Annotated in this window: 7 protein-coding genes and 1 tRNA gene; 5 read left to right on the plus strand and 3 right to left on the minus strand. The window is 42.9% G+C overall.

The features are described 5' to 3' along the window. Positions 1–22: 22 nt before the first annotated feature. Entirely contained in the window at positions 23–2,101 is a 2,079-nt protein-coding gene (locus tag ACSAJE_RS12290; RefSeq protein WP_458009232.1) for a beta-propeller domain-containing protein, read from the plus strand. 93 nt (positions 2,102–2,194) lie between these two features. Here the strand turns inward: ACSAJE_RS12290 and ACSAJE_RS12295 are convergent, their stop codons facing one another. Beyond that, complete coding sequence (locus ACSAJE_RS12295; protein WP_458009233.1) at positions 2,195–3,808, minus strand: CTP synthase; 1,614 nt, start codon at positions 3,806–3,808, stop codon at positions 2,195–2,197. Positions 3,809–4,097: 289 nt separating this feature from the next. Between ACSAJE_RS12295 and ftsH the strand changes: the two genes are divergently transcribed. Both ftsH and ACSAJE_RS12305 read left to right on the plus strand, forming a co-directional pair. Then, positions 4,098–6,779 (plus strand): ATP-dependent zinc metalloprotease FtsH, encoded by a 2,682-nt coding sequence (ftsH, locus tag ACSAJE_RS12300; protein ID WP_182448245.1) that lies wholly within the window; start codon positions 4,098–4,100, stop codon positions 6,777–6,779. Between the two features lie 81 nt (positions 6,780–6,860). After that, positions 6,861–7,484 carry a GTP pyrophosphokinase gene (locus ACSAJE_RS12305; protein ID WP_243034634.1) on the plus strand — a complete coding sequence of 208 codons (624 nt, stop codon included), beginning with the start codon at positions 6,861–6,863 and terminating at the stop codon, positions 7,482–7,484. 97 nt (positions 7,485–7,581) lie between these two features. Here ACSAJE_RS12305 and ACSAJE_RS12310 read toward each other — a convergent pair whose 3' ends face one another. Next, on the minus strand, positions 7,582–8,145 hold the full coding sequence (locus ACSAJE_RS12310) for a biotin transporter BioY (protein WP_458009234.1): 564 nt from the start codon (positions 8,143–8,145) through the stop codon (positions 7,582–7,584). A 382-nt stretch (positions 8,146–8,527) separates the two neighbouring features. Here ACSAJE_RS12310 and ACSAJE_RS12315 point away from each other — a divergent pair, with 382 nt between their 5' ends. Both ACSAJE_RS12315 and bioB read left to right on the plus strand, forming a co-directional pair. After that, on the plus strand, positions 8,528–13,555 hold the full coding sequence (locus ACSAJE_RS12315; protein ID WP_458009235.1) for a bacterial Ig-like domain-containing protein: 5,028 nt from the start codon (positions 8,528–8,530) through the stop codon (positions 13,553–13,555). A 147-nt stretch (positions 13,556–13,702) separates the two neighbouring features. Next, complete coding sequence (bioB, locus tag ACSAJE_RS12320; RefSeq protein WP_458009236.1) at positions 13,703–14,662, plus strand: biotin synthase BioB; 960 nt, start codon at positions 13,703–13,705, stop codon at positions 14,660–14,662. A gap of 117 nt (positions 14,663–14,779) precedes the next feature. Here bioB and ACSAJE_RS12325 read toward each other — a convergent pair. Further along, a tRNA-Leu gene (locus ACSAJE_RS12325) sits at positions 14,780–14,863 on the minus strand. Positions 14,864–15,600 lie beyond the last annotated feature (737 nt).

A 15,600-nucleotide genomic window follows, 5' to 3' on the forward strand; every position in this document is an offset into this window, starting at 1 on the left:
AGTTTGAAGGGAGGAGAAGATTATGAGATGCGAAAATAATCTAATGGAAACTACATTAAAAAAGAATATGTCCCTATATGAGGAGGATCAGCAGCCGGAGGGAGGCAGATGGAGGAAGATCCTGCGCTATGTATTGATCGCAGTCATACTTGCAATCGTTATTCAGATGTTATATGCGGGCGTGCTCTTTTTACTTGCTTGGAGAGCGGAAGGATCCCTTCAGACAGCATCCGGTTATAAGCAGATTGAAAAAAGTTTTAGGCGTGTGATCAAAGCACAGCAAAAGGTGGTATCACGCTATGAATTTTATGAGGATCCGTTTAAGTCAGATCCTTTGCCAATGGCATATAACTGTTCGCTGGGAAGTTTAATGCAGTCGGCAGCATCCTCTGTCAGTGAAGGGGTATTAGACAGAGAGCCGGGTTCTACGCAGGAAGATTGGCCGGAACTGGTCACACAGGATAGTACGACCAACACAGAAAATGTAGATGAGGCAGAGATGGATCAGATCCTGACGAAGGATGGTTTAATCTATGTGCTTTATTATAACGATGGCTCCTATATAAGGAGCAATGCTACGGATCAAGAGGGTGCGACGGATCAACTGTACATTCTTCGAGAGAAGAATGGTATCTGCGAGGAAGTTGGCAAAGTATCCCTTAAAATTAATGATCCATATCAGAATGCCAGTAGTGAAGATGATCTGTACGGCGATGAAAGTGCTAGCTATGAAGATGGTCTGATGTGGTGTGGAAAGAGCTTGCTATATGTGAAGAATACGAGAGCACAGACCTATGTGATACCGATCGATGTATCGGATCCTCAGAAACCACAGGCTGGCAAGATGCTTCGGCAAAGCGGTCAAAATCTTTGCACACGCGTATCCGGAGAGAAGTTGATCATTGCCTCTGTGATGCAACCATATACCGATGCCGATGGTGTTATCAGCATTGAAGATCCGCAAATTAATGACAAAAAGCTGGCGGTTAAGGATGTATATTGGCAGAGGGATCTGTATCAGCCGGGGTATACGCTTGTCTGCAGTTACCGCATGGCAGATCATACGCAGTTAGAGCCGGTCGGTCATAAGGCGTTAGCAGGAACAGCGATGAAAGTATACATGTCCGGCAAAAATGTATATGTGCTTTGCCGAACCGTTGCGAAGCGGTTTGATGAGACAGAACGCACCGGAATCACCAAGTTTGTTGTGGATTCAGAGGGGACAGTGAAAGCAACAGCGACCCATATTGTCAAAGGAATTGTAGGAGAGGGATTTGCGGTTAAAGAGCAGGGTGGACATTTGTGGCTGTGTATGTCGGTGCATCATTATAAGTCAGAGTGGAAATGGAAAAAGGCAGAGGTACCTTTTAACTGGAAATTACTTGCACATTATACGGGACAGCTCAAAATGCTCTGCGGAGAAGAAGAGAGTTCCCGTAATGTCAGTGTATATGCACTGGATGATTCGCTGCAGGAGATTGGAACAAGTTCTGAAATATGCAAAGGAGAAACGGTGCAGTGTGCACGTTTCCTGAACAAGACATTATATTTGGTGGTAAATGATGACCGTAAAATGATACAGGTATCAATGGCAGCAGAAGCAGATCCACAGGTCCTCGCACAGATCAAATTAGCCGATGAGGTTCATTATCTGCATTTGTTCCCATCGGATCCATCGATGATCTTTTCACTCGGGAAGACAACAACCGGAGAACTGGATATGACGGTTTTTTGGGCAACGGAGGGATCTGACATCAAACAGGTTGCAAGTTATGGTTTGCGGCAGCATGATTCCAGCGCATTAGCAGACCATACAAAAATCTTAGTGCAGAAGACGGAGAAAGGATTTTACTTGGGATTTGCAACGTATAATGCGGAAGGCTTGCAGTATCCGCTATTGCATTATACTGCAGATGAATCTGTAACTCAGGTTCTTCGCTCAACATCCAAAGGTCGTGCAGATTATTGGTGCCGCGGACTATTTATTGATGGCAGCTTTTATGTATTCCGCAATTCCAACCGTGATCTGCAGATGGAAAAATATGAGCATCCACAGATGGAGGCGTATGCCGACAAGGCAAAGGTGTGGTCTAATTATTAACGCAAATTTCTTTATACCATAAAAAAGGAGCTTCTGCACTAAGCAATTAGTGCGTAGCTCCTTTTCGGATATATCGTCTATATAGGGAGTATATTACTGATGGCTGTCCTGATAGTTCAAAGCAGCACCGACAAATCCCTTAAACAATGGATGTGGACGGTTTGGTCTGGACTTAAATTCAGGGTGAGCCTGTGTTGCTACAAACCACGGATGTGATGGAAGCTCACACATTTCTACGATGCGTCCGTCCGGAGACAGGCCGGAAAGCTTCATGCCGAATTTCTGTAAATCTTCGCGGTAGTAGTTATTTACTTCGTAACGGTGACGATGTCTTTCGTGGATGGTTTCCTCACCGTACAGCTCATAAGCTTTGGAATCCTTGTCCAGTACACAAGGGTAGGAACCGAGACGTAACGTGCCGCCGATATCTTCAATGCCGTCCTGTTCCGGCATTAAATGGATCACAGGATGTGTTGTCTGAGGATCCAGTTCAATACTATGCGCATCATTGAAACCACAGACGTGTCTTGCAAATTCAACGATGGCAAGCTGCATTCCCAAACAAAGACCTAAGAATGGAATACCGTGTTCTCTTGCATACCGGATCGCTGTGATCTTTCCATCAATGCCGCGGTCACCAAAGCCGCCAGGTACTAATATACCGGATACATCATGAAAGAGTTCATCAGCATTTTCTTCATTTAAGTCTTCAGATGGAATCCATTTGATCGTTACATTGCTTTTGTGCGCAAGTCCGCCATGCTTGAGAGCTTCTACAACACTGATATATGCATCGTGCAGAGAAGTGTATTTGCCGACGAGAGCAACAGTAACATCTTTCTCAAGATTTTTGAGGGTATGAACCATTGTCTGCCACTCTTCCATGTCCGGTGTTTTGCAGTCTAACTTTAAGCATTTGCAGGCAACATCAGCGAGATGCTCCTTTTCCATTGCCAAAGGTGCTTCATATAGAGTCTCTACATCTAAATTCTGCATTACGTGATCGGTCGGAACATTACAAAACAGTGCGATTTTATCTTTGATGCCCGGCTCGAGAGGACGCTCTGTACGGCATACGATGATGTCCGGCTGAATACCCATTCCCTGCAGCTCCTTAACGCTTGCCTGTGTTGGCTTGGTTTTCATTTCACCGGAAGCACCCAGGTATGGGATGAGTGTCACATGGATCAAGATAGCATTTTCACGTCCAACATCATGCTGAAACTGACGGATCGACTCTAAGAAAGGCTGGCTTTCGATATCGCCGACAGTGCCGCCGACTTCAATGATTGCAATCTGTGTATCTTTACAGCCATCGTTACGGTAGAAACGGCTCTTGATCTCATTTGTAATATGTGGGATAACCTGAACAGTTCCGCCGCCAAAGTCACCGCGACGTTCTTTCGAGAGAACGGACCAATATACTTTTCCGGTTGTTACGTTGGATTGTTTGGTCAGATTTTCGTCAATGAAACGTTCGTAGTGGCCAAGATCCAAGTCAGTCTCTGCACCATCATCCGTAACGAACACTTCACCGTGCTGTACCGGATTCATAGTACCGGGATCGATATTGATATAAGGGTCGAATTTCTGCATGGTCACACTATAACCACGCATTTTCAAAAGTCTGCCCAGAGATGCGGCTGTAATTCCTTTGCCGAGACCGGACACAACACCACCAGTGACGAAGACATATTTGACTGCCATTTGTGTATCCTCCTTTGTGTCAGAACATTGTTGTCAATAAATAAACCAATATTTTTCTATTATACTCTATATGATTGGGTTTGTTCAATATATTTTTGCACAAAAAGGAAAGAAAATTCATGGAAAATTTCCAAGAAATACATAGAAATTTCAGACTTTCTTAATATTGTGAAATATTGCTTTTTGGGCAGACTAGACTTATAATAGAAATAGTTTACAGGATATGAGGAGGACAAATTATTTGGACAACAATATATCAAATCAAAATAGAAACCAAAATAACAATAATATGGGAAATAATTTTGGACGCGGACAGAACCGTAAAAGCATGGTGCTTTGTCTGATCGTTGCACTTGGCATTTTTCTTGTGTTTTCCTTGATGAATCGTCAGGTAGAAAAGGCAAGAGATAAAGAGATCAGCTATGACCAGTTTTTGCAGTTGCTGGATGATGGACAGGTTGAATCTGTGACACTCACTTCTGATCAGATCAAGATCGTTCCGAAGAAACAGTCAAATAGTCTGTATCAGATCACCTATCATACCGGTCTGATCAGTATGGATATTACATTGGTACAGCGATTAGAAAAGGCAAATGTAAAGTTCACCAAAAAGTCAGACAGTTCCAATAGTATGGTCTACATGCTGGTATCGACTGTATTGCCATTTTTACTGCTATGGGTCGGACTGATCTTTATGTCCCGTGTTATTTCTAAAAATTCCGGCGGTATTATGGGTGTTGGTAAGAGTACGGCGAAGATGTATGTTCAGAAAGAAACCGGTGTAACATTTCGCGATGTAGCCGGTCAGGAAGAGGCAATGGATTCGTTGAACGAGCTGGTCGACTTCCTGCATAATCCGAAGAAATATACGGAGATTGGTGCTAAACTGCCGAAGGGAGCATTGTTAGTCGGACCTCCGGGAACCGGTAAGACACTGCTTGCAAAGGCGGTGGCCGGCGAAGCAAAAGTTCCGTTTTTCTCTCTTTCTGGATCTGATTTCGTAGAGATGTTCGTCGGTGTAGGTGCATCGCGAGTGCGTGATCTGTTTAAGCAGGCACAGCAGATGGCACCATGTATTATTTTCATTGATGAGATCGATGCCATCGGTAAGAGCCGTGACAGTCAGTATGGAGGCAGCAACGACGAGCGCGAGCAGACGCTAAATCAGCTGTTATCCGAGATGGATGGATTTGACAGTTCGAAAGGCCTTGTCATCTTAGGCGCGACAAACCGACCGGAAGTGCTTGATAAGGCATTACTCAGACCGGGACGTTTTGATCGACGTATTATCGTAGAAAAGCCGGATCTTAAGGGCCGAGTTGATATTTTACGTGTGCATGCCAAGGATGTATTAATGGATGAGTCTGTTGACTTTGAGGAAATTGCTCTTGCGACCAGTGGAGCCGTTGGTGCGGATCTTGCTAATATGATCAATGAGGCTGCTATTATGGCTGTGCGTTCCGGAAGAAGAGCAGTCAATCAGAAAGATTTGTTTGAGGCAGTGGAAGTCGTTATTGCCGGTAAGGAGAAGAAAGACCGCATTTTAGGCAAAGAGGAGAAACGGATCGTTGCATATCACGAGGTAGGGCATGCGCTAGTGACTGCACTGCAGAAAAATGCGGAGCCGGTTCAAAAGATTACGATCGTGCCACGTACGATGGGATCTCTTGGATATGTCATGCAGGTTCCGGAAGAAGAGAAATATCTGATGAGCAAAGCAGAGATACTCACTCGGATCACAACATTATTTGGAGGCAGGGCTGCGGAAGAATTAGTGTTTGATTCTGTAACGACAGGAGCTTCCAATGATATTGAAAAGGCAACTTCTCTTGCCAGAGCAATGGTAACACAGTACGGTATGTCTGATAAATTTGGCTTGATCGGTTTGGAGAGTGTGCAGAACAAATATCTGGATGGCAGAACGGTGTTAAATTGTGGTGATGCAACAGAAGCAGAGATAGATCTTGAAGTCATGAAGATATTGAGTGAATGTCACCAAAAGGCTAAAGAATTGTTGGATGGCAATCGTGATGCACTGGATCAGCTCGCCGCATTTTTGATCGAGCACGAGACGATCACCGGTAAAGAATTTATGAAGATCTATCGTAAAGTACAGGGTATTGAGGAACCGGAAGGTGACCGCTTTGACTTACTTGTGCTGGATGTCGATGGTACGCTGCATAATTCTCATCGCGAGATTTCTGATGCAACCAAGAATGCGTTGATCGAAGCGCAGAAGCGCGGCAAGACGATCGCTATCGCATCCGGAAGATCCATTGCAGGAATTCGCCAGACAGCTTCTGCTATCTCTCTGGAAGAGTACGGTGGCTATGTGATTGCATATAATGGTACTACTGTGATCAACTGTAAAACAGGGGAATGCATTTACAATCAGACATTGCCGGCAGATCTGATCGCTCCGGTATACGAGGAGGCTGCTAAATTGCAGGTGGCTATCATGGCTTACCGTGACAGTGCCAAAGAGATTATCGTAGCTGGTGGCGTGACAGACTATGTTGCAGCAGATGCGGCTGCATCTTGTGTTACGATCCGCGAGACAGATCAGTTCGTAAAAGAGCTTAGTTTTCCAATCAACAAGATCTTTGTTTCGGGAGAACCGGACAAGATGAAAGAAGTAGAACGCATTTTACAGCGAAAGTTTGGTTCAGTGTTGAATGTATTTCGCTCAGATCCATACTATGTAGAACTTCTGCCAAAATACACAGATAAAGGTGTTGCGGTTGATAAGTTAGTGAAATATATGGATATTACCAAAGAACGTGTTATGTGTGTAGGAGACAGTAACAATGATCTGCCGATGTTACGCTATGCCGGTATGGGAGTCGCAATGGGGAACGCTTCCGATCGGATCAAAGAGCAGGCAGACTATGTTACAGATAGTAACGATGATGATGGTATTGTCAAAGTTATTGAAAAATTTATGACGGAGGCACATCACGAAGAAGGATAATTTATTGGGGATGGAGGAACACGAATGAATGGTTCAGAAAAACATTATTTAGAAAGACTGCTTGATCCTGAGGATCGGGATATGATAGAGAAGGAGGAGCATTTTTCACAGGTGATGATGATGTATTCCTGTGCGATCCGCGAGGTGCAGACCAAGCTGGAAGTGCTTAATGATGATCTTAAATCACGTTATCAGCGCAATCCGATCCACAGCATTAAGTCGCGTATCAAAAAACCGGTAAGTTTAGCTAAGAAATTACGTAAGAAAGGACTTCCCGTATCGGTGGATTCCATCAAAGGGAATATCAATGACGTTGCCGGTGTGCGTGTTATCTGTTCGTTTGTGGATGATATTTACACAATATCAGAGATGCTTACGTCACAGACGGATATCACATTGATCAGCCAAAAGGACTACATTGAGCATCCAAAGCCAAATGGATACCGCAGCTTGCATCTGATCGTAGAGATTCCGGTATTCTTTGCAGATAAGATGCGGCCGATGCGTGTGGAAGTACAGATACGAACGATCGCAATGGATTATTGGGCAAGTTTAGATCATCAGCTTCGATATAAGAAAGATGACATGGATGAGAACTACCGAAAAGAGATCGAAATGCGATTGAAGCGTTGTGCAGATATGATCACAGCAACCGATGCTGAAATGTTAGATATTCGCAAAAATATTTATGGATATCGCATTTAATGTTTTAGAGTTTTAGTGAGAGTAATTAGAAAAGGCACTGTTCCAACGTGGATCACGTTCGAACAGTGCCTTTTTGGTGTAAAAATGGACTGTAACCTTATTCTGCGCTTTGCATCACTTTGCGGAAAGCAGGAATGATCTGGGCAGCAATAACTGCTTTGACAAGATCTAAAGGAATGAATGCGACAAATCCGGATAAGAAAGCAACTTTCCAAGAAAGGCCGGCATTAACCTTCCAAAAGAGCATTCCGATGATATCGATCAATACAACGCCGACAATAGCAGCAACTGTGTATAGGATTCGATTGTATTTTTTGCCGCGGATCAGTGGAAGTACAATGGCGATCACTAAGAAAGAGAATGTGTATCCACCGAAAATATTTGTCAAATATCCAATGCCGGAACCACCGCCAATAAATACCGGAAGGCCGATAGCGCCAAGAGCCATCCACACTAATATCGTGATGAAAGATTGACTGAGTGGGAACAGCAATGCGATGACGATAATAACAAAGTTTAACAATGTAATATGAGGACTACCAGGGATCGGCAATGGGATGCTGATATAAGCAGAAATACATAAAATAGCTGCAAATAATGCCATCATTGTAATGGACTTTGTAGTAAAACCGGTTTTGTTTGTTTTTGTTTCCTGATTCATTTGTTTCCTCCAATGTAAATGTATTATTATGACGGTTTACAACCGCGCAACAAAGAGTAGTATAAAACATTTGAATGTATATGTCAACTGAAAGAATTAAAAGTTTACCATGGTTTAGTGGGCAGGATTGTACAGTCTTTTTTTAGTTGGAAAATCTTTCCGTTTTTTTATGTAATTGAGACTGCATATTAGGTTTAGGCAGCATTATAGAAAAATGTACTATATAAAGCAAAAACTACATAAAAAATTTGTAAGATTTTGAGAATTGAATGAATTATCTGCTTGGTAATATAATGAATGGTGTGTCTGTGTCCGAAATACAATACGAGGTTTCTAAAGATATGGACTCACGATCAGATTCACAGAAAGGATGGGGAATGGAATGAAAAAAACAAAGCAAGTTATGGCATTGTTACTGGCACTTGTTATGGTAGTCAGTATGATGCCGTCCAATGTTCAATTCGTAGCTGCTGCAGCAGCGGAAGATAAGATTGAACTTGGTGAGGAGACATGGTCGGCAGATGGTCAGGCCTATACGTTTTCTGATGTAACAGTTAGTTTTAAGAGTGATCAGAAGATTTTTTGTATCTCGGTAGACAATGGAGGATACTTCAAACTTCCGAAAAAGATCGATCTTGGTAACATGAGCAGTACGTCTGATAGGATGAATGGTTTGACCAAAACTGGTGAGTATACGTCTAGCTTGTCCGGCGACGAAGAGCTTAGCTCTATGACTGTGATCGGAAGTGATATTACAGATGAGCAGATCAAAAACTTTTTGAGGCAGGTTGTTTTTTATACGGGAACGACTGATCAGACAGTTAAGCAGACGATTTCCGTTGTCGCCAACTCCTGCAGTCTGCCGGATGGTAAATCAACGGCTATGGCAATTGATGGTAAATTACATTTTTATAAATATGTAGAGTTCCCAAGCGGAGACAACACATCGACATGGGCAACAGCCTACAAAGAGGCGAAGAAGTCTGTCTTTGAAGGATTAAAAGGTTATCTTGCAACGATCACCAGTGAGAACGAGGAGAAATATTTGTATAGCTCTCTGGGTGGCAATCTGCAAGCTTGGATCGGTGGAGCCAGAACATTGCTTCCAAGAGATGGTTACGATGGATTTGTACTGGATTCGGATGAGATTACCGATGAGGCGTTAAAACCATTGGATGATAGCAATAAGATCGTGCGTAAATGGTCTTGGTTATGCGGTCCGGAGGCAGGAACGACATTTTATGAGACGGGTGAGTCCGGTAATGTATATGGCGGTTCGGTATGTGATGGCCAGTACGCCGACTGGAATAATAATGAGCCGAATAACAGCTATAGTGGTGGCGGTACTTCTGCATATTATCAGGAGTATGCATTAGAATATGGTTTTGAGAAGGCAAACTGGAATGATTATCATCCAAACAATGTTTCACGTTCTATGTGGGGAATCAAAGGTTACATTATTGAGTACAGTCCATATGCTACGAGCGGTGAGAGTGGCAAAGAAGATGCTGACAACAAAATGACAACACCAAGTACGACAGAACTTGTGGTCATTCAAAAGAGTAAACCGAGACTGAATGCAGATAATCTGGTACTTAGTAAAGAACAGGCGAACAAGCTGACAGAAGCGACAGTTAAGAATCTTGCGAATACTAAGGGAAGCTATAATGGTACAACGGCAGATGCGTCCAGCTCGAATATTACAGTGGACAGTGATCAGCTTACAACGGTTAAGTCAGCAGAGGCGGGAACTTCTAATAAGCTGACATTCTCTTATAAATATGATACCGGTGCAGCTGATGTGGTAACGAAGGATACAACGGTTTATATTACTGATGTTGCTAATACAGGGTCCACAAGTACCAATAATACGACAACGATCGGTGCCAATAATGTTTCCGTTACAACGGATGATCTGGCTGCCTGTGTCGATGAGGACAAAGTTGCAGAACTGATCCGTTCTAAGGCAGTACCGGTTGCAGTAAAAGATGGTAAGGCAGCAGCTTCTGCTGATATTACACAGAAGAGCAGCGAAGTAAACAAGGCGTCGACAGCAGGCACCTATAAAATAACATATACCTATAACGGCGTGGATACAACGATCAACGTAACGGTTACGGATTCTAATCCCGTAGCAAAAGTGACTGCTGATAATTTTGAGGTGGTAAGAGGAAGCGGAAATCTTACCGAAGCAGATCTTATCACAAAGTCAAATGCGCAGGTGAAGAACGCTTCCGGTACTGTGATCCCGGGTGCAACGATTGATGTAGATGACACTGATCTTGCAACATTGAATGATAAGATCAAAAATGGTCCGGCGGGAGATTATACGGTTAAAGTATCATCGAATGGAAAGACCTGCGATGTTACAGTAACAGTTCGTGACCGCAACGTCACAATTGATGCTAACGATTTTATTATCACGGAAGATGAACTGCTTTATGCGAATAAAGATATAATTAAGAGCAAAGCAAATGTTCGTGGTATTGATGAGGGAACCGCATTTGATTTCAATGATGCGGATGCTATGGACTCTACGGCATATAATGAACTGAAACAGGTTAAGGCCGGCGGCTCCAAGGATCTTACCTTTACCTATACCGATGCAAATGGTAAAACCACAACATCCGATCCGATCACGGCGTTTGTTGTGAAAAATAAAGAAACAAATGCAGCATCAAAAACAACAATCGGTGCGAATAATGTAACATATACGACAGATCAGTTAAAAGCATTAGGAACAACGGAAGCAATCGCTGCGAAGATCAAGAGTGATTCCGGTGTAATTGCTGTCAAAGACGGCAGTAAAGCAGACGCATCGCAGATCACTGTGAAATCCGGATCAGCAACCATTACGAGCGAAACTCCGAAAGGAACTTATTCAGTAACTTATACTTGCAATGGTACTGATGTAGCAATCACAGTAACAGTTGTAGATTCCGGCAAAGTAACAGAAATCACCTCAGATAAGGTTGAACTGGTGGTTGGTGATGCAGCACTCACGGCAGAAGGCCTGCTTACTAAGTCAAATGCTGAAGCAAAAGACGCTGCAGGCAATGTGATACCGGATGCGAAACTTACTGTAGACAGTAAAAAGTTGGACATTATTAATAAACGTCTGATGAATGGTCCGACAGGTAACTATAGCGTGACAGTTACGACAGAAGATGGTTTTACAGCAGACATTAATGTGTCTATTCGTAAGCCGGTTGTTTCAATGACAGCAGAAGATTTCATGCTGACGAAAGAGACAGCTGCAGCACTGACAGGTGAGGCTGCGGCCAAGGATTACGCTAAGATTGGCGTAATCCGTGAGGGAACAACAGTCGCAGATCCTTTTGATAAAATAACAGCAAATCCGGATGATCTTGCAAAGATAGTGGCAGGTAACAGTGGTACTATTGGATTTACATACGGAAACGGTAAATATGAAACCGGTTCCGTGACTGCGAAAGCAACGGTCGTTGATGTAAAATACAGCGAGACAAAGGGAACAGATCGGATTACGATCGGAGCAGATAATGTTACACTGGATTATAAGGATATCAGTTCTTTGACAGAAGATGAGTTAAAAGACCTGATCCGCAAGAATGCAGATCCGGCCGCAACAGATAATGGTGCGCTTGTTGATCCGAGTGACATTACCGGACCGAAGTTGGTCAAAGATGGTGACGGATACAAAGCAATCTTTACCTACAAAGATGTGCCGGTTACAACGGATGTTGTGATAAGCAATGTTCCGGCACAGGGCGAGGTAAATGCATCTGATTGTATCTTCTCGTTAGATGACATTGGAAAACTTACTGCAGACGATGTGATCCGCGTTGCTTTGTCAAAATACACGGATAAAAATGGGGTTACTGACAATGGAGAGGGTGTTGTACTGACACAGGAGTCATTGGATGCGATAAACAGAATGACAGAGCCGGGAACATTACCGCTCACGTTCACAGACAAGTCAGGAACCATTGTTAAGAAAGTAACAGCAACTGTCGTTCAGAATCGTCGATATGATACATCTACAGGTAATATTACACTCGGAGCAAATGATTTCTGCATTACAGTAGAGCAGGCAAAGACGATCGTACTGAAGCAGGATCAGACCGATGTTGCCGATATGCTAAAGAAATTAGGAAATGCGATTGCAACTGATGATGGAAAATTCATTCCATTCAAAGATGCGGCGATCACTGTGGATGCATCAGCAATTCAGGCGGCGAAGGGCAGCTATGAATTAGTATACACATACAAAGGTAAGGTGAACAAAGTAACCGTCACTGTAAAAGATGATGGTTCGGCTGATACGACCAGCAGTGAAACAACTGTACCGGATGTCAATCTGACTGCTAATGATTTCGCAGTAGCAGCAGGCACGGAATCTATTGATGAAACTGCCTTTAAGAAACTTGCAGAAGTGGTAGTAAAATACAATGATGGCTCCAGCGTAGAGAACGTGACGATCGATGCAGAGGATCTTGCAGTGTTGAATGAGAAGATTCGTGCAAAATCGACCGATAGTGTTTTCGTCAAGGTGTATGCAACCGATAAGAAGACAGGTAAGCAATTGTCAGCAATTGTAAAAGTAACATTGCCAAAGAAGGCGGCAACACCGAAGCCAACAAAGAAACCGGGTACAACAGCAAAACCGGGAAGCGGAATTTCTGCGGATGATATTGCAAAGGAACTCGGCGTAGATAGGGCAACGGCTGAAAAGATTAAGGATTATGCTGAGAAGACCGGAACTTCTATGGACACCCTTAGAATTACCGATACTGCTGTAAAGAAACTCAAGGATGATAAAGACATTAAGGGCTCTGACTTTAGCAGATTAAAAGCGAGAGCCAATAAGTCTTCCAAGAACAGCATTACGTTAAAATGGGTTAAGCAGAGTGGCGCTGACGGTTATTTGATCTATAGTAACCAGTGTAACCATGGTGGTAAGAAATACCGCTATAAACTGACTAAGACCATAAAAGGTAAGAATAAGACAACGTGGACACAGAAGAAGCGCAAGAAAGGCAAATATTACAAATACATGGTTGTTGCATACAAATTATTCAACGGTCATAAAGTAACAATTGCCGCTGCACCGACAATTCATTCCGTCACCAAAGGTGGAAAACGTGGTATGGCGAAAGCGGTCAGCATTAAAAAATTGGGCAACAAGAAAAAGAGAACTAAGATTACTTTGAAAGCAAGAAAGACTGCTAAGATCAAAGCGGTAGAGATTCGTGCAGACAAGAAGAAAAAGATTATGAAACATAGAAAACTTGCGTATGAATCCAGTAATGTGAAGGTTGCCAAGGTAACCGGATCCGGCAAGATCAAGGCAGTGAAAAAAGGAAAATGTAAGATATGGGTATATGCACAGAATGGTGTATACAAAGAAATCAAGGTCACTGTAAAATAGCGAATTATAGCATTTATCTGAGATTTATTCATGTAATGTCAGCGTGGGCGGACCAAGGATAAGTGGTTATGGAATAAGCAGGAAACCTATTTGGAATAGATAAATTTCAGATAGGTTTCCTTACTATTAAGGAGGATACAAAAGAGTATGGACGCAAAGTTACAAGATCTTACAGATAAGGTATTGCAAGGTGAAGAGATTAATCGACAAGAGGCAGAGTGGTTGACACAGATAGATATTGAAGAGTTGGCACAGGGGGCTGACCGTATCCGTCAGGAAAGACAGCAAGACGAATTTGATATGTGCAGTGTGATCAGCATAAAAGGGGGGCGATGTTCCGAGGATTGTAAATTTTGTTCGCAGGCGAGTTGCTCTAAAGCGACAGTGAAGAGTTACCCGCTTCGTGGAACTGAAGAGATCCTGAAGGATGCCAAAAAGCGTAGCGCACAGGGAATCCGACATTATTGTTTGGTGGCATCCGGGCATCATCTTAGCGAACGTGAAGTAGATGCCTTGTGTGAAACAGTTCGTGTGATACGAAAGGACACTGCTCTTCGACCTTGTGTATCCGGTGGATTGATGAATAAAGATCAGTTTATGCGATTAAAGGAAGCGGGAGTAGTACGGATCCATAATAACCTGGAAACTTCACGTACACATTTTGCTAAAGTATGTGGAAGCCATACGTATGATGACAAAATTGCGACGCTGAAAGCAGCAAAAGAGGCTGGATTATCCTTATGCAGTGGGGGCCTTTTTGGGATTGGAGAGTCTATGGCGGATCGATTGGATCTTGCCTTTACACTGCGCGAGATTGCACCGGACACCGTTCCAATCAATCTGTTAGACCCGGTAGAGGGCACACCGATGGGACATAATAAGGTATTAACGGAAGAAGAAGTTCGACGCATTATTGGTGTTTTTAAGTATATTTTACCAAATCAGATGATACGTCTGGCGGCGGGGAGAGATTACCTGGAGGATACAGGTCTTCGGTGTTTTCGATCCGGTTGCAATGCGGCGATCACGGGAGATTTGCTGACGGTCATGGGAACGTCCGTAGAAGGTGATCTGGATGCAGTGAGAGCCTTGGGGTACCGGTTGTAAGATGAATAAAAAAAGCATTTTCCTATACCTAAAAACAGAGCAAAACCAGCGTTTTGCTCTGTAAGAATTGCAATACCAAAAAAAGAGAAGTCATATATGACTTCTCTTTTGATCTAATGCGGAAGAAGGGACTTGAACCCTCACGTCGTTGCCAACACTAGATCCTTAGTCTAGCCTGTCTGCCAATTCCAGCACTTCCGCATAACGAACAAAAACTATTATAGTGTTTTAATTTGCGTTTGTCAACACTTTTTTTCAAAAAAACAAATAAATATTTTCAAAATCCAAAAATTCAAACTTCCCACGCCTCAATATCTCACACGATCGCATATTGCTTATTATGTCACAAAACTAATAGCTATTTTGCAGCCAACAAGGTAAATTATCCTGCCATCAAAAATACTAAAGCAATTGCTGCAGAACGCAGAGTTTTCAAGTGATTTCTTATTTTGTTAAGTCTCTGATGAATACATGCCTGAAGGATTGTCTGAGATGTCCCGGTTTAGCAAGGTATCATCCATTTTTGGACGGGACGCTTTCGCTACGATGCGCTACGTTACGTTACTTAATGTCTCTGAAATACGAGACATAAGTAACGACGAGCGCAAAGTCCCTTTCAAAAATGATGAATACCTTGCTTCCGGGACTTCGAGTTTCCGAAAGGCATGTAAATCAATCATCAGAGACAACAAAATTTAGAAATCACTGTGAAAAGAGCAAAACCAGCGTTTTGCTCTACAAGAATTGCTAAAGCAATTCTTGGCGATGTCACGCTACATAACAGCAATTTCCTATCAACTGAAAACTAATTGCGGCAAAGCAATTGCTATAGTTTCTTGATGGCAGGACTCATATATATAGCGGCTGCAAAATATAATTAGCCCATCGACATAATAAGCAATATGTGGTTCTTATAGTAACTTTCGGTATGGGAAGTT

The organism is Jutongia sp. SJQ-6 (assembly GCF_054161275.1).